Here is a 26015-nt window from a genome sequence, read left to right on the forward strand (position 1 = left end):
CGGGACACCTATCGAGGTATTCTATTAAGTAGTATCTGACGAAGTCAGTTACTGGCGAGGTTGGACTCACCTTTTTTCATAATGATGCCCGGGAAAGAAAGATCACCAGAAGCTACATCGTGGGCCTGGTTCACACAGAGCAAAGGCTTGTCACTGCCTTCGTTTGAAACGTTTAATACAGCTGTCATGGCATCAAAATGCGCACCTTCGGCTCCTTTAACCGGAAGCGTGACCTTGAGCTGATTTTCAAACAGGATCGGGCTCTGACCTGGGGCGTCCAAAGCTATGGGCAGGTCGGGCATGGTAGCAGGGACAAGATCTTGGCCGGGTGAAATCTCGCGTACTTTAAAGCCAGCGCCACAAGCTGCATCCTGTGCCAGCACCGCCCAGTGGGCATGCCAGGTCTTACCATCGTTGGCCGGATCACCATCGGCGTTTTCATCATAAAGCGGCGTATCATCAAAATCCGGATGCGAAGTGATCGCCAGAGCCAGAACACCAGAGTTAGAAGTAAACCCGACCCCGGCCGGGTCAATCTTGGTTGGCCAGACATAGGCAAATACAGATGAACCGCGGAAGGCACCGGTTTCTTCGGGTGTTACAGATCCGGTCTTGCCAGCGAGTTCCATCAAGAAAGTCGCCCAACGGCCGTCTGTATTGGCCGAGGCATTGATGATATCAAACGGCGGGATAATGTCTTTGTTCACCGCGCTTTTGATATCGTGTGCGCCTGCATTTCCAATCGCACCCAAAATGCTTGTACTGACGATTGCTGCAGCCAGAAAAGTTCCCGAGGCTAGGTTTGACAAGCTGTTGTTCTTTGAAATGGTCATGTTCTCTTACTCCACATTTATAGTGTCGACTCGATACCTTTATACATCTAACACGATTCTTCTCACTTGCAAGTATTGTTTTTAGTCGATACTATTTTTCATATGAACAAAGCACCCCATTCCAAACAGGCCCATTTCATCAGTCTGCTTGCGCGTCTCTCGCGCTTGATTAATCACGAAGGCCACGCAGAAGGATTGAAGCCCGCACAATGGGATGCCCTGCGTTATCTGGCACAGGCCAACAAATTTTCACGCAGTCCCGGTGCCCTCACTGCCTACCTCGGCGCAACCAAGGGCACGATTTCACAAACACTGATGTCACTTGAAAAAAAAGGGTTGGTGGAAAAAACGCAAGACCCCAACGATAAGCGTTCGGTTGGACTTAACTTAACCGCTGCGGGATCGGACCTTGCCAAAGAAGACGCCCTGCTCAGCTTTCAGGCAGTGGTGGCCGAACTGCCCAGCCAAGAACAAAAGGCCATAGAAGAAGCCTTGGAAACGTTACTGCTGGCTAAACTCCGCAAAGAAGGCAACAGACCGTTCGGCATCTGTAAAACCTGCAAACATTTCCGTAAAAATGCACCCTCTGGCGGACCTCACTACTGTGATCTTCTCAAGGAATCCCTGAGTGAGGTAGGCAGCGAGAAAATATGCATCGAGCAAGAAGCGGCCTAACATCAATTAAGAGAACAAAACGACGTTAGATGGGAAGATCCGGCTTCAATGTTGAGCGCCATCCCCCTTACCGTTTCTTAACATTCCTCAACTATAAATAAGTAACGTGTTCAAGAGTATTTAAAGTACGTTTCAGCAGAGGAATAATATTGATGAGCAGAAAGTTGTTCTCATTTTTGATCTCCCTCACTCTTGCGATTATTCCATTTAAAACAATGGCCTCTACCTTAGAGCCAATTGACATCACCTTGCATGTCGACGACGCTTACCCGCCCTATAGCTTTACGGGTAAAAACGGACAGGCAAGTGGGCTTTATATCGACATTCTTCGCACCGCATTTGACCGTATGAAGCAATACAGGGTTATGCTAAAACCCGTCCCATGGCAGCGTGGAAAGAACTTGATGGAACAAGGACAGGGCATCGGGCTTGCCCCTGCTTTTTACCACGGCCATGACTGGCCTTATCTACATCCCTACTCACTCCCGTTTTACGTTGAAACCATCCAGATTTACTGTCGCGAAGAACTCATAGAAGACGATCAGATCTGGCCCAAGGACTTTCAAAAATATCGCATTGGTAATGTTCAAGGTTTTGATGGTTGGGGCGGGACAGAATTTCGTCAACTGGTGAAAGCCGGGAAAATTCTCTATTCAGAATTCCCCTCAAGCGAAGTATTGATCAAAAGCGGTATGTTGGGACGTGTTGATTGCCTTCTCATGGAAAAAACAGCCTTCCAGATAGAATACACCAAGCTGGCAAAAGAGCTCGAAAACAGAGTAACTCCCTATAACGTTCTTATAAGCGGTGCTGTATCCGGAAAAGATCCCGTTTATATCGGCTATTCAAAACCTGCACTGTTATCTGGAAAACACCCCTATCTACCAGATTTCATGCAAGCTTTGGATAATGAGATATACCACATGCAAAAATCTGGTGAGATAGACCGCATCATGTCTCAGGGATCACTCTAGAGATCTATTCATTTTAATATTCAGGAATTCTCACTGGCCTCAGCCCAATCAAGAAAAATACCCAATAACTCTTCTAAATTATCGGGGCCGCCATAGCCTTGAAAATTACCCTCTTCCACCTTGCAAACCGCCCAGTTATCTTCATCATCCCGCTGGATGTGAATTTCTTCAAATTTGGTTTCGTATAAATATGTGTCTTTCAACTCTACCTTTAACGACCAGCCTGGATTATCAATATTACAAATAAAAACACCATATGAGTGTTCCCAATCTTCATTACATTGAGAAGCATACCAATTTTGAAGTCGTTTAATTAGCGTGGCACTCACATTATTATCCTGAGAGATATTGTTATAGAAAACAGAGATTTGATCCAATTCTTGCCTTCTACACTCTATAACTTCACCCAATCTGGCAATGAGTTTTGGTACCGCCCTTGAAAAGGCAGCACCATATTATTCTCATAGACTAACCCTGTTCCCACACAGTTTTCCCGCGACGGATTGTTTCCAACACCCGGACCTGATCCAGAGTATCTGATTGCGCGATCGGGTCATCGCTTAGGATCGCGAGGTCTGCCAGTTTTCCCGGTTCAATCGATCCGCGTTCGTTTTCCTGAAACACCTGCCAGGCGGCATCAATGGTATGCGCCCGCAGCGCGCTCGTTGCCGAGATGCGCTGATCTTCACCGAGCACACGCCCGGAAGAGGTCTTGCGGTTGACCGCACAATGCATCAGATGCAACGGGCGAGTTGGGGTCACCGCGGCGTCGTTGTGGATGGTATAACGCACCCCGGCACGATCAGCAGATCCCGCCGGGGAAATCCGGTTGGCACGTTCAGGTCCCAGGAAGTCCGTATAGTGTTTATCACCCCAGAAATAGATGTGCGCGCTAAAGAAGCTGACCGTCACGCCGAGTTTGTGCATCCGCGCCAGTTGGTCATCGCGTAAGACCTGGCCATGAATAAGTGTATGCCTGTGATCTTCTCTCGGATTGGCGAGCAGTGCCGCCTCCAAAGCGTCCAGCAACATATCGCTTCCGGCATCGCCATTGGAATGGGTGTGGATCTGAAAGCCCATGTCGTGCAGTTTTTTGATTTCGGAAAAAAGCACTTCGCGTTCCACATAAGGCAGGCCACAGTCCGGCGTGCCGCCATCTTGTGCAGTAAAGAATGGCTCGGTTAGATAGGCAGTGCGCATCTGAAACGAACCATCGGTAAAGAGCTTGCGCGGCCCCAATTTAATATAGCTATCATCGGGCCAGCGCGACCCAAGACCGGACTCCGAGAATTCAGGCTCGATCTCGGCAATGGGCAAGACCAAGAGATCTATACCGGGGTCACCTTGTTCTGCCACTTCGGCAAACATCTGTAAAAGCGATGTCGGCGCCCAGGCATTCTGAGCCAGAGTGACCCCATGGCGAAGATATTCTTCGCGACAGGTATCAAAGCCATCTTTGAACCTTTCCGAATTGATCAGGAAATGTGTGTCGCCCATCTCTGCCATAGCAGAAATGCCTTCAATCTGGCCATTGAGTCTACCATTGGCATCACGTAAAAAACGACCGCCGAGAATATCCTGAGTATCTTCACTTATCCCCTGGCGCTCTAACGCCAGAGAGTTGGCCGATCCACAATGACCAGAGGCATGAATGACCCAGATTGGATGTTCAGTTGAGATTAGATCCAACTCATCCCGACTTGGCATCCGTCCTTCCATCAGCGAGGTATGATCCAGTGCCGCGCCCATTACCCAATCGCCCACAGGAGTTTGGCCAACCTTTTCGCCAACCAGACGAAATACGTCAGCTAAACACGTACTTTCCCCGCGTGGCGGTGAAGCAAGATCGGCCCGATAGAGATCGATAAAGCCGGGATCAGGGAAGTGGCCGTGCGGATCGATAAAGGCGGGGATCATGGTTTTGCCGTGGAGATCCACAACCGTGGCATCTTCAGCCATTTCAGCCTGGACCTTTTTCAAGCTGCCTACCGAGATAATGCGGTCGCCTGAAATGCCAACCGCTTCAACCACTCTGTTGTTGTCATCGACGGTCATAATATGACCGTTGGTATAAATTTTGTTTTCTGTACTCATTTTAAACGACCTGATTATCTTTCCAGATTTGAGGGTAATGACAACGGTGTGTACTACTTGCTTGTTGGGCTATACCAGCGTCTGAGCCCCCCCATAGCGGGACCTCATTTTGGCAATTGGTCTGGACGAAGGGACAGCGATTGTGAAATTCACAGCCCGAAGGGCGCTGTAAAATACTCGGTGGCTCGCCTTTAAGCTCAATTCGCATCAGCTTGGCATCCGGGTCTGGTTCCGGGTTGGCCGCCAGAAGGGCCAGAGTGTAGGGATGCTGCGGATTGGCGAAGACTTCTTCTGTCGGCCCCTCCTCCACAAGCTTACCCAGATACATGATACCGACGGTATCGGTGATGTGACGCACCACATTCAAATTGTGAGTGATGATCATGATCGCTAAACCCAACTCGTCCTGTAACCGGGCCAGAAGGTTGAGCATTTCACCCTGCACCGACACATCCAAACCAGCTGTGGGCTCATCCGCGATCAGTAGTTTGGGTTCCAAAGCGAGAGCCCGTGCGACACCAACCCGACGCGCCTGTCCTCCCGAAATCTGGTAGGGATAGCGGTTGGCAAATTCCTGTGGCAGACCAACCATTTTAAGCAAGCGGCTCGCTTCGGCATCGAGATCACGGTCTTTCATGCCTTGAATGCGAAAAGGTTCCGTGATCAGAGATCGGATCGTCAGGCGTGGGCTGAGGCTACCGATCGGATCCTGGAACATCATCACGATTTCACTTCGCAGCGGGCGAAATTGCGCTTCGGGCAGATCTCGCAACTCTTGTCCACGGTAGCGAATAGATCCTTCACTGGCATGATGCAGTCCGGCCACAGCCTGAGCCAGAGTGGTTTTGCCAGACCCGCTTTCGCCGACGATGCCGTAGGTTTTACCCTGTTCGATATTGAGGCTGACACCAGAGACCGCATTGATGCTGCCTCGTTTTCCCATCAAGCCTTTGCCACGCACACCAAAACTGACAAAGACATCTTCTAATTCTAGAAGTGCACTCATGATGTTATGCCCTCTTCGTTGTGCTGTCTTTCTTCTTTAAACTGACTGGCTTCATTCAAATGACAGGCAACGGCGTGAGATTGGTTTATCTGCCTGAACTCAGGTCGCGCACTTTGACACCGAGCAATCCCTTTGGTGCACCTTTGCTGATAGATACAGCCGGGCGGCAAATCGACCAGATCCGGAACCTCTCCTGGGATAGTCGGCAGATTGCGGGTTTTTTCCTTGATATGACCAGGATCACATTTGAGCAGAGCCGCCGTATAGGGATGGGCCGGATTGTGGAATACATCGCGCACAGATCCCTGTTCGATCACTTCGCCTGCGTACATCACCACGACTTCATCACAAAGCTCGGCAATGACGCCAAGGTGGTGCGAAATAAACAGGATCGAACAACCGATCTCGTCTTGGAGTTCTTCCAGCCGCTTGATGATCTGAACCTCAAGGGTGGCATCAAGCGCCGTGGTTGGCTCATCCGCAATCAAGAGATCGGGTTTGGCCATTAACGCCATGGCAATAGCAATCCTTTGCCGCATGCCGCCGGAAAATTCGTATGGGTATTGATTGAGCCGGGCCTCTGGATCGGGAATACCAACCAAAGCCAGCATTTCAGCGGCGCGTTTTCTCTTATCAGCTTTTGACAGCTTGTCGCGATACTGAATATCTACCATTTGCCGCCCGATTGTCAGAACTGGGTTGTGAGTTTGCATCGGATCTTGGAAAACCATGGAGATATCAATGCCCCGCAAGCCCCGCATCTGCTTTTCTTTGAGGCCGAGTAGGTCTTGATCCTTGAATAGGATTTCACCGGATTGAACCGTGGCGTTGGATGCCATCAAGCGAATGATCGCAGAAATCAGGGTTGATTTCCCGCATCCACTTTCACCAACAATACCGACGATCTTCTTTTTGCCAATGGACATGGAGACCTGGCGTAACGCCTGCAGTTCACCTCGGGGCGTGTCATAGTTCACCGAGAGATCGCGAATATCGAGAACACTTCCTGATTTTTCTGGCATTATTTTGACCCTCCGCGTCCACGTAATTTAGGATCGACAACATCCCGCAGCGCTTCGCCCAAGAAGGTGAAACCCAGGGTTATCAAGATCAAAGGAATACCACCGGCGATAATCAACCAAGGCGTATTGCGCAGCAGCGAATAACCATCATTGAGCAGCGATCCCCACGAAGGTGTCGGAGGTTTGACCCCCATACCTAAAAAGCTTAAACCGGCCTCAAGCCCAACGATTGTCGGAATATCCATCGCCGCCAAAACGGCAAGCGGGCCCAATACGTTTGGCAGGATATGAACACCCATGATGCGGATCGTAGAAGCACCCAATGACCGTTCGGCGATGATAAAATCACTGGTTTTGATCGACTGGGTCATGGTGCGGACCACACGGCCATAGGTAGGAATAGAGGTTGCCATGATCACCATGATCACGGTGTTCAGGCTGGGACCGACCAGAGCCACTACTGCAAGGGCAAACATCACCGTAGGAAAGGAACGCACGGTATCAAAGAAGAGCAGGATTGCATTGTCGAGCCACTTGGGACCGTAACCCGCAATCATGCCCAGCAGGAGCCCAAGAAAAAGCGCACCGGCGATAGTTGGCAGGGCAACCTGAAGCGCGACACGACCGCCATAAATCACACGGGAGAAGGTATCCCGTCCCAATTGATCCGTGCCTAGTAAATGAGAAAAACTCGGTCCCTGGATACGATCAGGAATATTCATGGCGATGGGATCGTAGGGCGCAATAAGCGGTGCGAAAAGCGCACTGCCAATAATAAGCACGACGATAATCAGGCCCAACAGGCCGAGTTGATCGCGGATGAGATGGCGGAAAATTTCGACGATCTCTGAATTGTTTTTTATAGGTTCGCTCATACTATCCGTCCTATTTCGAAGATCGCACACGCGGATCGAGAACCGCGTTCACTATGTCGGCGAGTGTGGTCGAGGCGACAAAGATCAGGGTTGAGAACAACACAGAACCCATGACGACCGGATAGTTCCGAGTGGTTATTGAATCGATCACCAGCTTGCCCAAACCAGGACGAGAAAAGACGATTTCGGTAAAGACCGCCGCTGATAACAAGAACCCCATGCCGACACCAATCACCGTAACCGTCGGCAGGATCGCAAGTCGCAAGGCATAGCTATAAGTAATCCAGCGCTCGGGAAGACCAAAAGACCGCGCGGTACGCACATGGCCCTCGCCCATGATCTCCAACATGGAGGCCCGCACCAACCGTGCGATGTAACCGACCCATGAAAGACCAATAGCAAAACTCGGCAGAACCAAGTGCCAGAGCTGATCGGAAAAATTACCGGGCTCGCCTGCGCCAATAGCTGGAAACCACTTCAGGTTAACTGCAAAAATCAGCAGGGAATAAAGTGAGACCACAAACGCCGGCACCGCAATCATACTGACAGAAAGAATACCGGTCAGGCGATCGGCCAGGGAATTCCGGTTGGCTGCGGAATAACACCCCAAGGCAATGCCTAGGGTCGCAGACCATATAATAGAGCTTAGAATCAGCGTCAGGGTATAGGGCAACTGACCGAGCACGATATCGGTAACCTGACGATTGGAAAACACATCGGTTCCCAAATCCCCGTTCAGCATATTGAAGAAAAACAGGCCAATCTGCACGATCAGTGGACGATTTAGCCCCATGCGTTCTTCCAATGCAGCGCGTAGTTCTGGTGAAGCACGCGGCCCCAACATGGTGCTAACGGGATCACCGGGGATCATGTGGATGATCAGAAAAAGCAAGGTCACGGCCAGAACCGTAATGACCATTGCCAGGCCAAGTCGCCTAAGTATGTAAGACAGCATCACGACGGTCTTTCATGCCAATAAAACAAATCCAAAAAGAACGGGTGGCAGTCATCGGAACAGACCACCACCCGCTTAGGGAGAACGATCAAGCCTTGTTGAAATACCGGTAAAGCGGCAGTCCATCCGGCCTCAACGCAGGGGTAATTGAGTTGCGGTAAATGTTGGAAGTCGCCTCGTGGGTGATGAATTTATAGGCCCCACTTTCTTCCATAAGATCCTGAGCGCGGCGATACATCATATCGCGTTTGGCCGGATCTTTTTCGCCCTGTGCGTCGGTGTGAATTTTGTCGAATTCTTCATTGGCAAAACGTTCCCAGTTCCAGACACCTGCCTGCTCAGAGATAAACCAGGATGTTGCATAGAACGGATCAGGGGTCATGGAATAACGGTTGAGGATCAACTCCAGATCTTCATTGCCGCCAAGGTTCCAGAAAGTCGCCGCTTCGTGCAGACGTACATCCAGTGTAATGCCAATGGCCGCAAGGTTGGCCTGAATGATCTGGGCCGTGGTCACATTGGTTGATTTGTTGAGCACATCAATAGCCAGGGATACATTGCTCTCGCCGGACTCATCAAACAGCTGCTTGGCTTTTTGGATATTGGCCGCTGCTCCGGTGAGGGATTGCGCGCGGTGACCTGACAAACCAGGTGCGATAATACCCGTTGAAGGGGCCGCGCCATCAAAATATGACGCCTGCATGATGGAAGGCACATCGATGGCGTACTGAATGGCCTGACGCAGTTTGAGGTTGCCAAGTTTTGGATTATTCAGGTACATGCCGACCCAAACGTAAAACAGCGATGGGAACTCGGCGACGGTAGAATTTGCAGGCGGTGAAGATTTCAAACGTTGCAGGGAATCAAGGCTCACTCGGGTAAAGTCAATTTCGCTGGCTTCATAAGCAATTTCCGATGCCTTTTCATCATCGATCGGATAGATCTGGATTTCATCAAAAGCTGCCGGGTCGCCTTTCCAATCCGGGTTGCGCACTAAGGTGGTCTTCTGTTTTGGCTCCCAGGATTTGTGCATGTAAGGGCCAGAGGAGGCAACAGGCGTGGTATCGATTTTGCCGCCGACGGACTCAAAGGCTTTTTTCGAGACGATGTTCCCGCCAATGTAGGGAAGCGTGATGCTCCACAACGGCAAGAACGCGTTTTTCAACACAATAGTCCCGGTGCGCTCGCCGGTTACCTCAACGTGATCAAGCGCACTCCAATCCGGCTTGTTGGTGGATTCAAGTTTATCATCGATGATGCGCTCAAAAGAATACTTCACATCTTCGGCGGTCATGGCGCCAAAACCGTTGGTATAACCGATGTTATCTTTGAGCACGAAGTTGATATGGGTGTCGTCTACCTGCTCGATGCTTTCAGCCGCATCCAACTGCCAGCCCCACTTACTGCCGGGTTGATACTGAATAAGTTTGTTATAGATCGGTGCCTGAATTTCTTCATCGCTCACCCCTTGAGAAAAAGCCGGATCCAGCGAACGCATATCTGCGTAGGACCGTGTCTTTAAGGTCGAACCGCCCGCAAAGGCATTTCCTGCAAAGCCAAGGCCGGTTGCTCCAACCAACCCAAGCGCGGATGCGCCTTGTAAAAATCCACGTCGGCTAACGGGTACTTTGGTCCACTCAATGTTTGTTTTCTTCACTTGTGCTCACTCCCTGAGAACGGATGCCCAATAATGGATGTCCGATAAATGGCTGCCCGGTTAAAGACCCCTGTTATGGATCTAATAAATTGATGTTTCAGATGGGTGTTTCGCCTGGATATTTCGTATGCCTCTGGTCCAACGTTCTTCACCCTTGAGAACAAGAGTGACTCGGCTCATTTTCAAAGACAATTTCGCACATGAGAGCGACTTATTGCTTTTTTGCGCTCAATTCGCTTAAAGTCGCTTAAATTTTTTAACAATGCGTGCTACAAAGCAAAAATAAATAATTTCCCGCGTATACAAATCGGTCAGATAAGCGTTAAGGCGGGGCAAAAATTTGAACAATATTACGAACGGGAGTTCTTGAGTTGGTAAAATCTGAGGCCAGTAAACTCAAAACCACTAGCTCTGAAGTCGGTCAATCTGACTTTTGTGAAAACCTGCGCTTGTTATGCAGTTTTGAAGCGTCCGTTTCCGAAGCCTGTCGGGCCATGGGGATAAACCGCCAACAGTTCAGCAAATATCTCAGCGGCACCTCGGCGCCCTCGCATAAAAACATGCGCAAGATCTGTGATTATTTTGAAGTCAGGTTGGCTGATTTATACCTGCCACACGATGAGTTTCAATTGAGCGACGTCATCACCCAGCGGCAGGAAAAATCTAAAAACAGCAGCTTTTCACACAGTCCTCTTTCCAAGGCCTTCCAAGGTCAAACCCGCCCCCTGTCTAAATACCTCGGCGCCTATCTCAGCTATTTCCATTCCTTTAGTTGGAAGGGAAAGATCTTGTGCGCGCTGACCGTGCTTACCGAAAAAAACGGCACCGTTGAGAGCAAAACCATCGAACGGTGTCGCGATCCCGAAGACAACACACTGTTCCTTTCCAAATATGCGGGACAGGCAGCCTGGTTGGGGAACCGGATTTTTGTCGTCGAATATCAAGAACTCGCCAAAGACGCCATTGTCGAAACCGTGCTCTACCCCATGAGCAGATCCCGCCTCACCTATATGCGCGGGGTTACATTTGGCGTCTCAAGCCAACGCCGTCACCCCTACATGGCAAAATCAGTTTGGAAGTATCTCGGCCCCAATGCTGACCTGAAAGAAGCCCTTAAAATGGTTGGCCTGCACGACCCAAATTCAAGAATGATCGATCCACAAGTTCGTAATTACCTCGGCACCTCAGAAGTGATCGGCGGCAGTGAAATCTTCAACTTCGAGCTTTAACCTCAAAATATATTTTATATAACCCCATTGCATCCGCGGTGAAACGGGCGCAAGTTAGGGCCAGCATTAAAGCTCATAGACATTCTTGTCAGAGCTTTCCCCCGTCGGATAAATCTCCGACCATTTTATTTTGTGTCCCTGTACTGGCCTCTGCTTTTCTTTTCTCATGGGCCAGCCTTTGCAAACTATCAGCAAAGATCTGACAGCGCTCACCTTAACAGGGCACCTTTCAACAATGACCTGCTGATTGCAGGCCCAATGACTTTCATCTCTCGATCATTTGATTTTAGGGAGTGGAGAATAGAGGATTTTCGCTGTTATGCAGCTTGTGCCCGAACGCGTATCGACCTATTGGCTTGATAACTTCCTGCCCAATTTCTTAGGGAAATGGGAAGCCATACCAGGTAATGTACGCGGGGCGATCCTGGTATTACTTGCGACCTTTAGCGGCGCTGTTATGGGGGCTTTGATCAAGGTTGTCGGCCAGCGTATCCCTGTCTTTGAAATCCTTTTTATCCGCCAACTCTTTGCCCTAATTCTGATCTCGCCTGTGATCCTTCGCTCCGGCACCGATGCCTTTAAAACCAGCGTCTGGAAACTCTACCTGTTGCGGGGAATTTTCTCTTTTATCGCCATGAGTGCTGGTTTCACTGCTGTGGTTTACATGCCGTTGGCCGAAGTCACAGCCATTGGTTTTGTCCGCACTCTCTTCACCACCCTGCTCGCCATTGTCTTTCTCAAGGAAGTGGTTGGTATCAGGCGGTGGTCGGTGACCTTTGTCGGCTTTATCGGGGTGCTGGTTATTATTCGCCCAGATACAGAAGGCATGAATATCTATGCCATCATGGCCTTGGTCTCCGCCTTTTTTGTCGCCGCCATTATGGTAATTTTACGCAAACTTTCTCAAGTTGATAAACCCTCTACCATCATGATGTATCAGTCGATCCTCATTACCCTTTTCATGATGCCCCCCGCGATCTGGTACTGGGTCACGCCGACACTAAACGAGTTGATACTCATCATTACCATCGCGGCTCTGCTTTCAGCCATGCAATGGTTCTATATCCAGGCCTACCGGGTTGCCGAGGCCGTCACCGTCGCTCAGGTCGAATACGTGCGCCTGCTCTTTGCCACCGGGATCGGGATCATGTTCTTTTCAGAAATCCCCACCCTCTGGACCCTCGGCGGGGCAAGTATCATCATCGCTTCAACCTTCTATACCGTCCACAGATCTGCAGTACGAAAGAGAGAGCGTGAGGGCAAAAAAAAGGATTAAGGGGAAAAAAACCTCCAAATTGTCTAAATCAATTCCTCTTTGTTAAGAAATTTATAACCACCCCAAACTACACTACCATAAGTACGCATAAGAAAATTTCGCACCATCTGAGCGTGAGGTCTGGTTATGAATACGACTTTAGATTTCGAACTATTGGATTATTGTATAGCCGAGGATGATAGCTTCATGCAGAAGCTAATCAAAACTATGCTGGTTACCCTCGGTGCTAAGAATGTTCGCATAGCTTCAGATGGGACAGAAGCTTTTGAACTCGTTAGTATCAAACCGCCAGACCTGATCTTTATCGATTGGTCGATGAAACCCACATCCGGAATTGATTTGGTCAGAAATATCCGGAAAGACCCGGATCCTATAATTTCATCTCTCCCCATTATCATGTTAACAGCACACTCCGAACGTGAGTTTGTTGAGAAAGCTGTGATCGCTGGCGCAAACGATTATTTAGTCAAACCAGTCTCACCTCTTCTTCTACAAAAACGCATAGAAGGTCTTTTTAAAGACCGTACGCCTTTAAGCCTTCAAGCTTCATCCCGCCCCTCACCCCAGGCCGCTCAACTGAATACCAACGCCCCATCAGAAGATGTCGATTTAATGGAATTTACCATTGAAGAAGACGAAGCCCTACCAGGCACGAAACGGGCTTCAGGGTAACTGGCAACAATAAACAATTTCAAAGAAAAGAGAGTTTCAACTTCGAGGAAGACCCCCCTTTTCTTTAACCTGCCTCTGAAAATGATTTACTCGATCATTCCCAGGGATTTCAAAAATTCGTGTTCGGTCATCCGGGGATGGTCTCCGGCAAAATTATAGCCAGCAGGCTTATTATCGAGATAAATTTCTCTTTCTAATTTAAACCCCTCATTGTCATCAAACGCGCCGGCCCACACCACAATCATATTGCCTTCTTTCAAGCGATAAAAAAGATGGGTGCCACAGTTTTTACAAAAGCCACGTTCAGCCCAATCAGAAGAAATATATGCTGCTACGTTGTCCTCTCCTTCAAACTCCAGGCTTTCAACGTGGACCCCCATGGTCGGCCCCCCTGACCACTTGCGACAAGTCCCACAATGGCAGACCCCATGGTTGCCATCCACTCCCGTGGTTTTAAACTTTACTGAACCGCACAGGCAACTTCCTGTCATGGTTTCGGAATGGGTGGTTTTGATTTCGGTTGTCATTTTATATCCCCTCATAGGTATTGAACCCGTGTGAAATCCTCACCCGGTTTATCATAAATATTTTATACGCGAGACCATAACCGAGCCCTACTGACAACCTTATGTCAGTAGATTGCATAGGAAAACAAAATAAGAACAAAGTCCGTTTCTCATATGAACCTGGCTTTGTTCTCAGGATGATAAAATTGCCTTAAATTGAGCTCTCAACCCCAAGTAATTCATCAACGGCGTCTTTGACCTCGTCGGTTACTTCTTTATTGGCAGCATCAACGAGCGCTTCGGCCTCGGCTTCAGCAGCAGCCTGGAAGGCAGCATCAGCATCAGCGGCAATATCTTCCAGTTCATCAGCTTCAGCATCTGCAACGTCGGCCTCATCAGCTTCGGTGTCAGCCTCTGCTTGAGCAGCATCTGCGTCATCCTGAGCAACGTCAGCTTCCGCGGCCTCGGTGTCAGCACTATCTTGGGCGGCATCGGCATCGCCTTGTGCGGCGTCAGCCTCCGCGGCTTCACTATCTGCGTCACCCTGGGCAGCATCAGCATCACCCTGGGCTCCGTCAGCTTCTGCAGCTTCGGTATCCGCGTCACCTTGGGCAGTATCGGCATCCCCTTGTGCCACATCGGCTTCGGCTGCTTCACCATCGGCATCGCCCTGGGCAGCATCGGCATCAGCCTGAGCAGCATCAGCTTCGGCGGCCTCGCTATCAGCTGTATCCTGAGTCGCATCCGCCACACCTTGAGCAGCGTCAGCTTCGGCGGCCTCCGTATCTGCGGTATCTTGTGCAGTATCTGCAGCTCCTTGGGCCGCATCAGCCTCTGCAGCTTCGGTATCTGCTGTTGCTTGAGCGGCATCAGCAGCATCCTGAGCAACTTCAGCAGCCACAGCTAAATCCTCATTTTCAGGATCGGCATCAGCGGCGGCTTGCGCGACGTCAGCCTCATCCTGTGCCGTGTCAGCAGCTCCTTGCGCGGCATCAGCTTCAGCAGCCTCGCTATCAGCTGTATCTTGGGTCGTATCCGCCACACCTTGGGCGGCGCCAGCTTCAGCGGCTTCAGTATCCGCGGTATCTTGTGCAGTTTCAGCAGCTCCTTGGGCCGCATCAGCCTCTGCAGCTTCGGTATCAGCTGTGTCTTGAGCAGCATCAGCGGCAGCTTGAGCAGCTGCGGCCTCTGCAGCTTCTGCGTCCGCGGCGGCTTGAGCAGCATCAGCAGCGACTTGGGCTGCAGCGGCCTCTGCAGCTTCCGCGTCGGCGGCGGCTTGAGCAGCATCAGCAGCGGCTTGGGCAGCAGCGGCCTCTGCAGCTTCCGCGTCGGCGGCGGCTTGAGCAGCATCAGCAGCGGCTTGGGCAGCAGCGGCCTCTGCAGCTTCTGCGTCCGCGGCGGCTTGAGCAGCATCTGCTGCATCTTGAGCGGCTTCCGCCTCTGCAGCTTGCTCATCAGCAAAAGCTCGCGCAGCCAGAGCTTCTGCAACTGCAATATCAAGCAGATCTTTTACTTCGTTGGTGAACTCAAGAGCGTCCACATAAGTCGCAAGTTTGCCAACACGGGAGGTTGGCGCGGCATTGGCCAAGGCCGTTTTGGAAGCATGAGCGGCATTTAAGGCGCCGAGTGCGGATGATATGGCCCCATGATTATTTTTGGGACCGCTATTACCAGAATTGCCATTACTCTTGAGGCCAGCTGTAGAATTAACACCCTGTGTTCCGTTACCCTTGCCATTATTCCCGCTATTCCCGTTGCCACCAGTGTTTCCATTACCGGCATTACTGTTGCCGTTACCATTTCCTGAGCCGTTTTCAGAACCACTCCCGATATTGGCTCCAGCTTCATTTGTATGCCCTTGGCCTTTTTCCGTCCCACGTCCCTTCCCGTTTCCCCCTTTTGCGGCTTCAGCATTTTGAAGATTAATACTGAGGTTTTGCGGATCGAGTTTGAGAGGCGTTAATACCATAGCTAAACTGAGGATACTGACGGAAGCCATCAGCCCCATTAGATATCTGTTTTTTGATTTCATATGCTTATTTATGCGGATGGTCTGGAATATGATCGTGACCTAATCAGTTTCCAAAGGATCAAGCGCACCCTTTCTCTGCTAATCCATCGGCAAATTAGACAACGATAACACTATGGCATCGTTGCAGGATCAATCTAACTTATTCAGCCTGTGAATTTATCGCGGGTGATGCTTGATTTATAAGGATGGCGTGACAACACGAGCTTAATATACGCTCTGACCCAAATCTTTAACGGCAACATCCCAAACCGCCCTACCATCGGTTAATCACTCAATGACAAGGTTGGTTTTACATTACCTGCAAATCGGATTGACGTCTATAATTTGCAAGGATTTTTCCTGATATTGAGCGGCTTTCAGGCATTTTGCTACATATAGGTTATGCGCTGACAAAATAATCCATCATTACGTATCAATACCTTGTAAAAAATTACTTTCGACAAATATTGATGAAAAGTTGCAGGGATCATGAGCAGTGATTTTTCAACACAAAAATTAGTTGAGAAAACCTGTTAAATGATAAATCATGCAGAGTAATCACTCGACCGCCACCCCTGCGAAATTGTCCTGTTTAGCATCCACATCTTGGAGACCTTTATGAAAAACCTTGGTTTAGCCCTAGCTGGAATGCTTGTATTTACGTCAACAGTTCAGGCCGATGATTACAGTGATGCGGTAATGGCGTATGCAAAAGGTGATTACACTTCAGCACTGGGTTTATATACCACTGCTTCAGAACAGGGTTCGGCAAAGGCTCAATACAATCTCGCACGTATGTATCGTAGAGGTCTAGGAACTCACATTCAATCCGATGTCGCTTTCAACTGGATGCTCAAATCTGCCGAGCAAGGTTATACCTTAGCCCAGGATCAACTCGGTGTTATGTACGCTCGGGGTGAAGGGCGACCTATCGATGGCAATGAAGCTTATAAGTGGTTTCGTAAATCAGCAGAGCAAGGCTACTCCAAAGCACAGTATAAGCTTGGATTTATGTATGCTGATGGCCTTGTCGTTGAGCAAGATTTCCAAATGGCATTTGACTGGTTTAAAAAATCGGCGGAACAGGGTTTCGCTGAAGCCATGTATAGCTTGGCGGTCGCTTATGCCAATGGTCAGGGTACAGATGAAAGTCTGAAAGAGGCTTTTAACTGGTACTCTTCTGCCTCAGAAAAAGGTATTCCAAATGCGCAATACGATCTCGCTGTAATGTTAAGTAAAGGTCAAGGAACAGCAAAAGACCTTATCAAAGCCTATTATTGGGCAAGTACTGCATCAAACAATGGCGTAACCGATGGTGATACATTGAAAGAGAAAATTTCAAAAAATTTGACACCGCGCCAGATCGAGGAAGCAGAAGCCAGTCTGCAATAATTAACCTGACCATATAAATAAAATGAATTGAGAATCAACTACTCTGGAAATGAGCCGAGTAATCAGTTTCTCTAATTCAATCTCCCATAATTGACCGCTAACAAAACGACCGTAATTATTAGAACAATTTCACCTCAAAAGCCTTGAGGATACTTGTTATCTTATGTTGATATATGAAGATTATTCTTCATTTTTGCTTCGATTCGAATAGTTAACAACAGCAATACCACAAATTATTAGCCCTAAATCCGTGAAATTTGAGCTTTGCATATAATATAATTTTCGATTTTTCACAATTTTACCTCATAAATAACAACCAGTTAGCGAACACTAAGCACACGCAATACGTGCGAGCTGCAAATTCACGCATTTTTCACTCCCAATAACTGTAAAAATCGGTTTCAATAAGGCACTTCTCCGCTTTGTTGAGTAGATTTAGGATTTCAAATAGAGCATAGATTGATTATCTGGAATGGATGATTGTCTAATTTTGAGTTTGAAGTATTCGGTATCCTTGATGCCTCTGGCTCGCTTACGGATCATTCCTATACTGACATTACCAGCCTCTATCCTGGCGCTTGTGAGCTTGTGTTTGGCGTAGTTGCAGATGCCCACACAATGTTTCCGTAGGGATTTCGCGAACTTTTTTAGATAGAGCATCTGTGACTGATCTGCTATCAGGCACCAACGTTCCAGTTGCTCCGCCATCGCCTCAAATGAAGCGGCACTCCACAGCAGCTGAAGCTGTTCTTTCAAGACGTAAAGTGCATTCAGGTTGCTATTGCTCTCCAGCAACCTTTGCAGCTTGTCACTTTGTTTTTCACTCAACTTATCCGCATTTTTGAGCAACAGATAATGTGTCCCTTTCATCAACTCTTTACCACTTGGATCGGCCTTTCTGAACTCAAGTCGACGCTGATTATGGATAGCTTTGCTGTAGTTTTTCATGACGTGGAAACGGTCAAATACTATGTCGGCCAACGGCAAGGACTCTCTGACAGCCTTTTGGTAGGCAGGCCCCATATCCATCGCTACGGCCTTTATTTTGCAGGCTGTATCTGGTTGCAGTTGTTTCAAAAACCTTGAAAAAACCTCGGCAGTTCGGCCTGCTTCAACCCAGATCAGATGACCGCCAACCATATCGTAGACCACCGTCATGTAGTCATGACCTTTCGCCCGGGCAACTTCATCTACACCAATATATTCCAAGCCAGTTAGCTCTGCAGGATCAAGCGTAGGGAGAGTTTCAATAAGGTATGCCCTGTCGATATTCTTGACCGTTTCCCATCGTATATCCAAATGTCTGGAAACCGCTTGAATAGACATATGCCGACATAATCCACTGATCAGTCGGCAAAATCGGTGAGTGAAACGGCACCCTTTATCAACAAAATCACACCCCTCAATGCGGCGTTCGCCCTTGTTAATATAAACCTGCGCCAGCTCAATCTCGACCACACAAGGATACCCAAAAAGGGGGATGTCGTTTACTTGTCGGCGGACATGCTGGTTGATGCTTCCCTTCTGGCCTGTAGCAGGGTCTATAGCCCTCCTACGCGCGTCTCGGCTGCAGTGAATGACAATCTTAACACCGCCGTCATCCAGTTTAATTTCATTTACACGTTGCCCTTTGAGGCCTAAAATATGCTGCGAGATGTTGATTGTCATATACCTGCTCTATGTAAAGTTATCAGAAACCATACATATCAACAGGTTACTTGGCGGTCGGCATCTTTTTCTACTCAACAAAGCGGAGAAGAGCCTTCAATAACTAACGCAAGCAACTTGTCTCGGTTCTTGGAGCGCTCGCACTGCGCAACCATCTAAGCCAAGAACCGAGATTTGCTTTCCCCCGATAAGCCGTCATTATTTTCGACCGAATGTTATGGGCGAACTGTCACTCTTGATTTTCATCAGGATTGCAAAATATTTACATGCTGACGCTCCACTGCAGATAACTTCCACTCAGTCTCCACACAATAATACATCTTATATTTCATAAACTTAACAAGAGTTCCCCATTTCCTTTTGGTGTGAAGTTAAATGACCCCCGGCAAAGCCGGGGGCTTAAGCGGGTGAGCCCCTTAAAGGGGCAAATTGGGAACCGCTAAAGCGGTTATGGATTGAATATATCCATTTGGTCAAAGTACTTATCACGCTCTTCTTGCGTTCTGATATACTCCCTCACCATCTGTTCATCGAGCCCTACAGTTGAGACGAAATATCCACGGGCCCAAAAATTTTCACCCTTGAAATTCCGTGCTTTATTTTTGAATTTTCGAGCTATGGCAATCGCGCTTTTTCCTTTTAGGTATCCAACGACTTTTGAAACAGCATGTTTGGGCGGTATGCTGATACACATGTGAATGTGATCCGGCATCAAATGGCCCTCCTCAATCTTACTTTCGCGATGCCCGGCCAGTTCATGGAAAATTTCACCAAGATACTGACGTAGGTTGCCATAGATAACTTTTTGCCTGCGTTTAGGGATGAAAACCACGTGGTATTTACAATCCCATCTCGTATGTGCAAGGCTTTTGTAATCTCTCATCGGCTAATTCCTTTGTTATTTTGGTCAATAAACAAAGAAATGTAAGACCGTGGGAACGGTCAAACCATTGAGAGTCCCCCGGCATAGCCGGGGGTTTACCGGATTAAATTACTTTTCACGGTCTTTTCACTAACACTCCAGCGTCAAAATGGGCTTCAATAATTGTACAAGTAAATACCCCCCAGCCTAAAGCTTGTTACTCAGGCAACAAAAGATGATAAAGCCGGGGTTCGCATCCATTAAGACGCCACTGGAAATCAACCTTATTCAAAAATTTAATTTCCAGTATCGGTTAATACCCATTTACTTGCTTATTGGTCTCATTGTCCGTGCCAATAAAAAGGGCTCTAAAATAGGAATAAAGAATGTGAGTTAGAGCTCTAAGAGTACAGTAAAACCCGACACCAAAAATCGGGAAATATAATCGTTGCCATTAAGAGTTCGATACAAAACCGGGCTAGCGATAAGACGCCCAGTATAAGGCCAACGAGTAAAGAAAATGCATGATGTCTCGCCAATAAAATATAGGCACTTCTCCGCTTTGTTGAGTAGATTTAGGATTTCAAATAGAGCATAGATTGATTATCTGGAATGGATGATTGTCTAATTTTGAGTTTGAAGTATTCGGTATCCTTGATGCCTCTGGCTCGCTTACGGATCATTCCTATACTGACATTACCAGCCTCTATCCTGGCGCTTGTGAGCTTGTGTTTGGCGTAGTTGCAGATGCCCACACAATGTTTCCGTAGGGATTTCGCGAACTTTTTTAGATAGAGCATCTGTGACTGATCTGCTATCAGGCACCAACGTTCCAGTTGCTCCGCCATCGCCTCAAATGAAGCGGCACTCCACAGCAGCTGAAGCTGTTCTTTCAAGACGTAAAGTGCATTCAGGTTGCTATTGCTCTCCAGCAACCTTTGCAGCTTGTCACTTTGTTTTTCACTCAACTTATCCGCATTTTTGAGCAACAGATAATGTGTCCCTTTCATCAACTCTTTACCACTTGGATCGGCCTTTCTGAACTCAAGTCGACGCTGATTATGGATAGCTTTGCTGTAGTTTTTCATGACGTGGAAACGGTCAAATACTATGTCGGCCAACGGCAAGGACTCTCTGACAGCCTTTTGGTAGGCAGGCCCCATATCCATCGCTACGGCCTTTATTTTGCAGGCTGTATCTGGTTGCAGTTGTTTCAAAAACCTTGAAAAAACCTCGGCAGTTCGGCCTGCTTCAACCCAGATCAGATGACCGCCAACCATATCGTAGACCACCGTCATGTAGTCATGACCTTTCGCCCGGGCAACTTCATCTACACCAATATATTCCAAGCCAGTTAGCTCTGCAGGATCAAGCGTAGGGAGAGTTTCAATAAGGTATGCCCTGTCGATATTCTTGACCGTTTCCCATCGTATATCCAAATGTCTGGAAACCGCTTGAATAGACATATGCCGACATAATCCACTGATCAGTCGGCAAAATCGGTGAGTGAAACGGCACCCTTTATCAACAAAATCACACCCCTCAATGCGGCGTTCGCCCTTGTTAATATAAACCTGCGCCAGCTCAATCTCGACCACACAAGGATACCCAAAAAGGGGGATGTCGTTTACTTGTCGGCGGACATGCTGGTTGATGCTTCCCTTCTGGCCTGTAGCAGGGTCTATAGCCCTCCTACGCGCGTCTCGGCTGCAGTGAATGACAATCTTAACACCGCCGTCATCCAGTTTAATTTCATTTACACGTTGCCCTTTGAGGCCTAAAATATGCTGCGAGATGTTGATTGTCATATACCTGCTCTATGTAAAGTTATCAGAAACCATACATATCAACAGGTTACTTGGCGGTCGGCATCTTTTTCTACTCAACAAAGCGGAGAAGAGCCAAAATATACCGCTATAAGATCAAAAGGCGGCTTTAGATCCTCGCAATCTTCTGCCTTTGGCTCTTGCTCCCTTAATAAACCTTCTTCTCAGAGAGAAGTTCCTCTTGCAACGACATCACCCAATGATCCTTCACCTAAAGAGTTCGACATCACGATCGAAAGCTTGGCTTTGGAGAATATCGCCGAGGCACTACAAGACCCTGAAATACTGGCTATTGCACCCGTTATGCCGACAAAATTAAACGGGCCAGCTTTTCAACCCGCTCTGGGAAGGGACCCAAAGTTAAAATCACGCCCCCACAAAAAGACCAGTTCCCAACAAAAGAATGATGAAAACCAAAACCTAATACTTGAGAAAAACGACAGACCCAAGGCACTAAACTCCTTTGGTTTTACGGGCACTTCTGGGCGTAGCGGGATCAATAGATCTGGGATAAACGGGCTATATAACGCCCTCTATCGACAGGGATCTTCGACCTGGGGCGTAACAACAATCAAGGCTGATAAATCCCGTTATACCGGCGAAGGTGTCTCCATAGCCCTACTTGATACCGGTATAGATCAGACACATGAAGCCTTTAAGGACATCCTCCTTGAAGAAATAGACTTTACGGGCACAGGAACTGAAGATCATAACGGCCATGGTACCCACTGTGCCGGCACAATATTCGGCAAGGACGTCAATGGTAACAGGATTGGTATTGCCCCGGGGATAGATCGCGCGTTAATCGGCAAAGTTATTGGCCCCAAAGGTGGTGACAGCCATATGCTCTATCATGGGATTGAGTGGGCTCTGAATAACGGCGCAAAAATCATTGCCCTATCCCTTGAGCTCGACTTTCAGGGCTTTGTCAGCAAGCTTAGAAAACAGGGGTATCAAGATAACGCAGCAACTACTATCGCTCTTGATGCCTACCGTCAGAATTTAATATTATTTGATGTCTTGATGGATCTCATCGCAAGCCATAGAGAAATTAATGGCGGCGCCATTATTATCGCGGCAGCGGGTAATGAAGATCTCTCAGAGGGTCAATTTCTGTTGGGCAACCATGACCTTCCACGTGCTTATATTGCCCCCACCCTCCCCGGTATTGCAAAAGACGTGATCTCGGTCGGTGCCCTACAGCTTTCGACCAGTCAGAATTCCTCAAAAACCCTGTCTCTTGCAGACTTCTCAACCAGTCTTCCTGATATTGTCGCACCGGGATCCTCTATTATTTCAGCAAAGCTGGGCGGCGGCCTGACCAAAATGAGTGGAACCAGCATGGCATGCCCACATGTCGCAGGTGTGGCTGCACTTTACTGGGAAGAAATCTCAAAAATGGGCCTTCGCCCAGGGCTCCGCTGTGAAGCGGTAAAAGATAAGCTTGCCTCAACAGCCACGCTTCAACCCTTTGCCGACAACGCTCAAGACCATTCATCTCCAACGCTCGCACCCGAGCACCTAAGGTACGGCGTAGGGTTGGTGCAAGCACCGACATAACAAATTACACTCCCAAGCCGGCCACACCCTGTAGCCTGCTCACTCAGAGCATCTGAGACGCCATAACATGTCGTCCAGATGCTCTTTTTTTACGTATGCAGTATAAAAAAGAATTTGAAGTTGCGCCCCTATCGGACACACCCTTCAAACCCAATTTATAAGAGGCAAACCTTTGCCTAGGCAGCAGCTGCCATCCGTTTTTGGATCTGGTGCGCATCTTCCTGCAGTCCAATTTTCCAATAGGCAGAGACATAGGTATCTTCCTTTGGAATACCGCGCTCCTTGTGCAGATGGTTGCGCAGTTCTTTCACAACACCAGATTCTCCGGCGACAAAAACGCTCGGGTGCCCTGGGCGCCAGCGCATACCTCGGATAAAATCGCTCTGCTGTGTGCTCGGTCTATCTGGATTATCATGCACCAACCAGTGTATATCGATGCCCCGCGGAGCCGCGATTGGTTGACGATCATCCTCTGAGGTCACCTCGAACACTGCTGTGCCGACAGCATCTTTGGGTAATTCTTCCAACGCAGCGGCCGCAGCAGGTATCGCTGTCATATCAGCGGCAAGCAGGAACCAGTCAGCATCGAGATAGGTCATCTTTTTCGGACCAGGGCCAAAAAGGCCGATGTAGTCGCCTGGAAGTGCAGTCTTGGCCCAATTACTCGCCGGACCGCCATCACCGTGGATGGCAAAGTCGATGTCGAGTTCATTGGTTTCAACCCGGTGATGACGGATTGTATAGGTCCGCTGAACCGGTCGTTGGCCGTTTTCTATTTGGGCCACAAAAGCAGCTGGATCCAAGTCGCCTTCGGGGATTAGCACTTTGACATGCGCTCCCTCTTGCGCTTCCGGAAAACCATGCAGGCCAACACCCCCCAGTGTCACCCTCAGCATGTGTGGTGTTAGGTATTCGGTACGGACCACGGAAAGAATTCTTGGTGGTTTGCGTTTACTCATATGTAATCCCCCCATTCGGCTAGGTAGATTGGTAACAACGATCAACAAAATATCGTGGCAAATGATATCCGCTACTTATGATGTACTGGGAAATGCCAAAGGGGCTTGCGAGCCTCCCTTAATGGCTTTTTCCAGCGCGGGTATATCTACAGGGAATATAAGACAAGATTGTGACATTGCAATGAGAATCGTTCTTAATACGAATGATTTCACGCTAAATTCATGGTTTACATGAGAATTAATAAAAGAAATGAGCCATAAACTCCAGGTCGCGGGAACAACCCCAAAGATAACGCCGCAAAAACTTCCGTTATAAAGTGATCTCGCCCCCTTCAAAATTTTGACCTTTTTGCCACGACAGATCCCATTCGACCCATTCCAATCGAATATTGCTGAAATTCATCACGGACATGAATGGATTGTATTATTTTCCGCGCATCAAAGCTGTATTATTTTAATCATTAAATGTTCACCGGTCTAAATAATAAAAAGAATACAGACCTGTTTTTGAGCCAGGAGCACATGATGATAAGCCTAACGACTTTTTAGACATCAGCTCTCTTTGAAACATCCCTCTCCAGCGGGCTGTTCGAAAGAGTAAAAATATCGAGGTTGGTGAAATAGCCCTCGTTATTTATGGGAAAAATTTCAGACATTAAGTGTGAAGCTTGGCTGCTAAGCACTTTTGGGAACGGATACGGATTGTGACCCGTTGACGGGTGTGCTTTGCGCAACCCTAAAATGTACCTCTCCTGCCGTATTTTGGGATACCGCATTATAAGAACAGGAAGAAAAATTCCTGCATGCGGTTTGTACGGGATCAGCTGAAATCACTCTCGAAATCAAACCAAATACTAAATTTGAGGAATTATAATGAAAATACTATTAGCAGGGTTGCTCACACTGGGCATCAGTTTTGGCGCACAAGCTGAAACGTGGAAGTTTGCTTCGGAAGAAGACAAAAATGATGTACAGGACATCTTCGCGCAAACATTCGCCGATACGATCAAGAAAGAGTCGGACGGTGATGTGAAAGTTAAAATTTATTATTACGGTCAGCTAGGCACCGAAAACGATATCGTTGAACTCGCCGCCAAAGGAACCATCCAATTCGTATCTGTCGGCACCGGACATTTGGGGTCTTATGTTCCTGAAGTACAAGCGCTTAGTGTGCCTTATGTACTGGGAACCGATACAGACGTCGTCCGTAAAGTACTGACCAGCAGTAAAACCATCTATAAAGATTTGGCCGATCGTTTCGAAAACAAAAATCTCAAGCTGCTAACGATGATTTCTGAGGGAGAAATGGTCTGGGGTGCAAATAAAGCAATCCGCAGCCCTGAAGACTTCGCAGGTCAAAAGATCCGTACTTTCACCTCAACAATCCCGGTAAAAACTTACAAGACGTTTGGTGCGACCCCAACGCCTCTGTCCTGGGGTGAAGTTTACGGTGCCCTTCAGCTCAAAGCTGTTGATGGCATGGTTAACCCAATTTACTTCATCTACAACGCCAAATGGCATGAAGTTCAAGACTTCCTGATGTTCCCTGGCCAGCAGCCCTACGTCGGTACCGTTTCAACCAACAGCAAATGGTACAAAGGTCTTTCCGAGGACAAACAGGCAATGGTACGCAAGGCGATTACCGCAGCCGAGCAAGCCGCCCATGATTACCAGCTACGTATCAATCAAGAAAACATGGACAAAATCATCGCTGAGCGTCCAAACATGCAGGTTGTTATCCTGAATGAAAAAGAACGTGCCCGCTTCAAAAAACTCAGCAGCACACTGCATGAAACGTATCTCGATGTGGTTGAAAATGCTTACGATGACGCTGAAAAAGCTTCTGCCCGTAAAAGTGCTCAAGAACTCTTGGAAAACTTAATCCAGGAAGTTGAAGACGCTTCTTAATCTTCGTTGACCCTCGGATAAGCGTGCAGCTGGCCCAACAAATCAACTGTCACGC

The 26015-nt window shown here is 48.3% G+C and carries 23 protein-coding genes; 9 read left to right on the plus strand and 14 right to left on the minus strand.

Going from position 1 to position 26015, the window contains the following annotated elements:
- Window positions 1-44: 44 nt before the first annotated feature.
- Entirely contained in the window at window positions 45-833 is a 789-nt protein-coding gene (locus ACOGW3_RS24175; protein ID WP_419905282.1) for a hypothetical protein, read from the minus strand.
- Window positions 834-899: 66 nt separating this feature from the next.
- Between ACOGW3_RS24175 and ACOGW3_RS24180 the strand changes: the two genes are divergently transcribed.
- Together ACOGW3_RS24180 and ACOGW3_RS24185 are read left to right on the plus strand one after the other, a co-directional pair.
- A complete protein-coding gene (locus ACOGW3_RS24180) occupies window positions 900-1508 on the plus strand; it encodes a MarR family winged helix-turn-helix transcriptional regulator (RefSeq protein WP_419905283.1) in 609 nt (202 codons plus the stop codon).
- A 152-nt stretch (window positions 1509-1660) separates the two neighbouring features.
- Window positions 1661-2482: a substrate-binding periplasmic protein gene (locus tag ACOGW3_RS24185; protein WP_419905284.1), complete on the plus strand. Its 822-nt coding sequence runs from the start codon at window positions 1661-1663 to the stop codon at window positions 2480-2482.
- Window positions 2483-2502: 20 nt separating this feature from the next.
- Here ACOGW3_RS24185 and ACOGW3_RS24190 read toward each other — a convergent pair whose 3' ends face one another.
- From ACOGW3_RS24190 to ACOGW3_RS24220, 7 genes are all read right to left on the minus strand, one after another.
- On the minus strand, window positions 2503-2811 hold the full coding sequence (locus ACOGW3_RS24190) for an immunity 53 family protein (protein WP_419905285.1): 309 nt from the start codon (window positions 2809-2811) through the stop codon (window positions 2503-2505).
- A gap of 139 nt (window positions 2812-2950) precedes the next feature.
- Complete coding sequence (locus ACOGW3_RS24195) at window positions 2951-4576, minus strand: amidohydrolase (protein WP_419905286.1); 1626 nt, start codon at window positions 4574-4576, stop codon at window positions 2951-2953.
- Window position 4577: 1 nt separating this feature from the next.
- Complete coding sequence (locus tag ACOGW3_RS24200) at window positions 4578-5582, minus strand: ABC transporter ATP-binding protein (protein WP_419905287.1); 1005 nt, start codon at window positions 5580-5582, stop codon at window positions 4578-4580.
- The gene (locus ACOGW3_RS24205) at window positions 5579-6604 is read right to left on the minus strand and encodes an ABC transporter ATP-binding protein (RefSeq protein ID WP_419905288.1); all 1026 of its coding nucleotides are present in this window, start codon (window positions 6602-6604) and stop codon (window positions 5579-5581) included. The genes ACOGW3_RS24200 and ACOGW3_RS24205 overlap by 4 nt, the downstream gene beginning before the upstream one ends.
- A complete protein-coding gene (locus ACOGW3_RS24210; protein ID WP_419905289.1) occupies window positions 6604-7479 on the minus strand; it encodes an ABC transporter permease in 876 nt (291 codons plus the stop codon). Before ACOGW3_RS24210 ends, ACOGW3_RS24205 begins: the two co-directional genes overlap by 1 nt.
- Before the next feature lie 10 nt (window positions 7480-7489).
- Window positions 7490-8434, minus strand: coding sequence for an ABC transporter permease (locus ACOGW3_RS24215; RefSeq protein ID WP_419905290.1), 945 nt, complete (start codon window positions 8432-8434; stop codon window positions 7490-7492).
- Between the two features lie 88 nt (window positions 8435-8522).
- The gene (locus ACOGW3_RS24220; protein WP_419905291.1) at window positions 8523-10091 is read right to left on the minus strand and encodes an ABC transporter substrate-binding protein; all 1569 of its coding nucleotides are present in this window, start codon (window positions 10089-10091) and stop codon (window positions 8523-8525) included.
- 371 nt (window positions 10092-10462) lie between these two features.
- On the opposite strand from ACOGW3_RS24220, the gene ACOGW3_RS24225 reads away from it, so the two are divergent.
- From ACOGW3_RS24225 to ACOGW3_RS24235, 3 genes are all read left to right on the plus strand, one after another.
- Window positions 10463-11320: a helix-turn-helix domain-containing protein gene (locus tag ACOGW3_RS24225; RefSeq protein WP_419905292.1), complete on the plus strand. Its 858-nt coding sequence runs from the start codon at window positions 10463-10465 to the stop codon at window positions 11318-11320.
- A gap of 319 nt (window positions 11321-11639) precedes the next feature.
- The gene (locus tag ACOGW3_RS24230) at window positions 11640-12596 is read left to right on the plus strand and encodes a DMT family transporter (RefSeq protein WP_419905293.1); all 957 of its coding nucleotides are present in this window, start codon (window positions 11640-11642) and stop codon (window positions 12594-12596) included.
- Window positions 12597-12722: 126 nt separating this feature from the next.
- Complete coding sequence (locus ACOGW3_RS24235) at window positions 12723-13268, plus strand: response regulator (RefSeq protein WP_419905294.1); 546 nt, start codon at window positions 12723-12725, stop codon at window positions 13266-13268.
- An 86-nt stretch (window positions 13269-13354) separates the two neighbouring features.
- On the opposite strand, the gene ACOGW3_RS24240 is transcribed toward ACOGW3_RS24235, so the two are convergent.
- The gene (locus ACOGW3_RS24240; RefSeq protein WP_419905295.1) at window positions 13355-13795 is read right to left on the minus strand and encodes a GFA family protein; all 441 of its coding nucleotides are present in this window, start codon (window positions 13793-13795) and stop codon (window positions 13355-13357) included.
- 190 nt (window positions 13796-13985) lie between these two features.
- Window positions 13986-15773, minus strand: coding sequence for a hypothetical protein (locus ACOGW3_RS24245; RefSeq protein WP_419905296.1), 1788 nt, complete (start codon window positions 15771-15773; stop codon window positions 13986-13988).
- 630 nt (window positions 15774-16403) lie between these two features.
- On the opposite strand from ACOGW3_RS24245, the gene ACOGW3_RS24250 reads away from it, so the two are divergent.
- Window positions 16404-17177, plus strand: a complete 774-nt coding sequence (locus ACOGW3_RS24250; protein WP_419905297.1) for a tetratricopeptide repeat protein — start codon at window positions 16404-16406, stop codon at window positions 17175-17177.
- 435 nt (window positions 17178-17612) lie between these two features.
- On the opposite strand, the gene ACOGW3_RS24255 is transcribed toward ACOGW3_RS24250, so the two are convergent.
- The 3 genes from ACOGW3_RS24255 to ACOGW3_RS24265 all read right to left on the minus strand — a co-directional run bounded on the left by ACOGW3_RS24255 (window position 17613) and on the right by ACOGW3_RS24265 (window position 21515).
- Complete coding sequence (locus ACOGW3_RS24255; protein ID WP_419901077.1) at window positions 17613-18845, minus strand: ISL3 family transposase; 1233 nt, start codon at window positions 18843-18845, stop codon at window positions 17613-17615.
- 448 nt (window positions 18846-19293) lie between these two features.
- Entirely contained in the window at window positions 19294-19728 is a 435-nt protein-coding gene (gene tnpA / locus ACOGW3_RS24260) for an IS200/IS605 family transposase (RefSeq protein ID WP_419901154.1), read from the minus strand.
- A 554-nt stretch (window positions 19729-20282) separates the two neighbouring features.
- Window positions 20283-21515, minus strand: a complete 1233-nt coding sequence (locus ACOGW3_RS24265) for an ISL3 family transposase (protein WP_419901077.1) — start codon at window positions 21513-21515, stop codon at window positions 20283-20285.
- Between ACOGW3_RS24265 and ACOGW3_RS24270 the strand changes: the two genes are divergently transcribed.
- Both ACOGW3_RS24270 and ACOGW3_RS24275 read left to right on the plus strand, forming a co-directional pair.
- Complete coding sequence (locus ACOGW3_RS24270) at window positions 21502-21627, plus strand: hypothetical protein (RefSeq protein WP_419905298.1); 126 nt, start codon at window positions 21502-21504, stop codon at window positions 21625-21627. The genes ACOGW3_RS24265 and ACOGW3_RS24270 overlap by 14 nt on opposite strands.
- Before the next feature lie 146 nt (window positions 21628-21773).
- Window positions 21774-23093 carry a S8 family serine peptidase gene (locus ACOGW3_RS24275; protein ID WP_419905299.1) on the plus strand — a complete coding sequence of 440 codons (1320 nt, stop codon included), beginning with the start codon at window positions 21774-21776 and terminating at the stop codon, window positions 23091-23093.
- 176 nt (window positions 23094-23269) lie between these two features.
- On the opposite strand, the gene ACOGW3_RS24280 is transcribed toward ACOGW3_RS24275, so the two are convergent.
- Window positions 23270-24067 carry a siderophore-interacting protein gene (locus ACOGW3_RS24280; protein ID WP_419905986.1) on the minus strand — a complete coding sequence of 266 codons (798 nt, stop codon included), beginning with the start codon at window positions 24065-24067 and terminating at the stop codon, window positions 23270-23272.
- A gap of 858 nt (window positions 24068-24925) precedes the next feature.
- Between ACOGW3_RS24280 and dctP the strand changes: the two genes are divergently transcribed.
- Window positions 24926-25960 (plus strand): TRAP transporter substrate-binding protein DctP, encoded by a 1035-nt coding sequence (dctP, locus tag ACOGW3_RS24285; RefSeq protein ID WP_419905300.1) that lies wholly within the window; start codon window positions 24926-24928, stop codon window positions 25958-25960.
- Window positions 25961-26015 lie beyond the last annotated feature (55 nt).

This window comes from Kiloniella sp., assembly GCF_965205715.1.
GTDB lineage: Bacteria > Pseudomonadota > Alphaproteobacteria > Kiloniellales > Kiloniellaceae > Kiloniella.

Excerpts from the sequence above, each read along its gene's own strand:
- ACOGW3_RS24205 (WP_419905288.1), bottom strand. The coding sequence starts at position 6,604 with ATGCCAGAAAAATCAGGAAGTGTTCTCGATATTCGCGATCTCTCGGTG.
- ACOGW3_RS24280 (WP_419905986.1), bottom strand. The coding sequence starts at position 24,067 with ATGGGGGGATTACATATGAGTAAACGCAAACCACCAAGAATTCTTTCC.
- ACOGW3_RS24265 (WP_419901077.1), bottom strand. The coding sequence starts at position 21,515 with ATGACAATCAACATCTCGCAGCATATTTTAGGCCTCAAAGGGCAACGT.
- dctP (WP_419905300.1), top strand. The coding sequence starts at position 24,926 with ATGAAAATACTATTAGCAGGGTTGCTCACACTGGGCATCAGTTTTGGC.
- ACOGW3_RS24235 (WP_419905294.1), top strand. The coding sequence starts at position 12,723 with ATGAATACGACTTTAGATTTCGAACTATTGGATTATTGTATAGCCGAG.
- ACOGW3_RS24215 (WP_419905290.1), bottom strand. The coding sequence starts at position 8,434 with ATGCTGTCTTACATACTTAGGCGACTTGGCCTGGCAATGGTCATTACG.
- ACOGW3_RS24245 (WP_419905296.1), bottom strand. The coding sequence starts at position 15,773 with ATGGCTTCCGTCAGTATCCTCAGTTTAGCTATGGTATTAACGCCTCTC.
- ACOGW3_RS24210 (WP_419905289.1), bottom strand. The coding sequence starts at position 7,479 with ATGAGCGAACCTATAAAAAACAATTCAGAGATCGTCGAAATTTTCCGC.
- ACOGW3_RS24200 (WP_419905287.1), bottom strand. The coding sequence starts at position 5,582 with ATGAGTGCACTTCTAGAATTAGAAGATGTCTTTGTCAGTTTTGGTGTG.
- ACOGW3_RS24185 (WP_419905284.1), top strand. The coding sequence starts at position 1,661 with ATGAGCAGAAAGTTGTTCTCATTTTTGATCTCCCTCACTCTTGCGATT.
- tnpA (WP_419901154.1), bottom strand. The coding sequence starts at position 19,728 with ATGAGAGATTACAAAAGCCTTGCACATACGAGATGGGATTGTAAATAC.
- ACOGW3_RS24250 (WP_419905297.1), top strand. The coding sequence starts at position 16,404 with ATGAAAAACCTTGGTTTAGCCCTAGCTGGAATGCTTGTATTTACGTCA.
- ACOGW3_RS24270 (WP_419905298.1), top strand. The coding sequence starts at position 21,502 with ATGTTGATTGTCATATACCTGCTCTATGTAAAGTTATCAGAAACCATA.
- ACOGW3_RS24240 (WP_419905295.1), bottom strand. The coding sequence starts at position 13,795 with ATGACAACCGAAATCAAAACCACCCATTCCGAAACCATGACAGGAAGT.
- ACOGW3_RS24175 (WP_419905282.1), bottom strand. The coding sequence starts at position 833 with ATGACCATTTCAAAGAACAACAGCTTGTCAAACCTAGCCTCGGGAACT.
- ACOGW3_RS24195 (WP_419905286.1), bottom strand. The coding sequence starts at position 4,576 with ATGAGTACAGAAAACAAAATTTATACCAACGGTCATATTATGACCGTC.
- ACOGW3_RS24255 (WP_419901077.1), bottom strand. The coding sequence starts at position 18,845 with ATGACAATCAACATCTCGCAGCATATTTTAGGCCTCAAAGGGCAACGT.
- ACOGW3_RS24230 (WP_419905293.1), top strand. The coding sequence starts at position 11,640 with ATGCAGCTTGTGCCCGAACGCGTATCGACCTATTGGCTTGATAACTTC.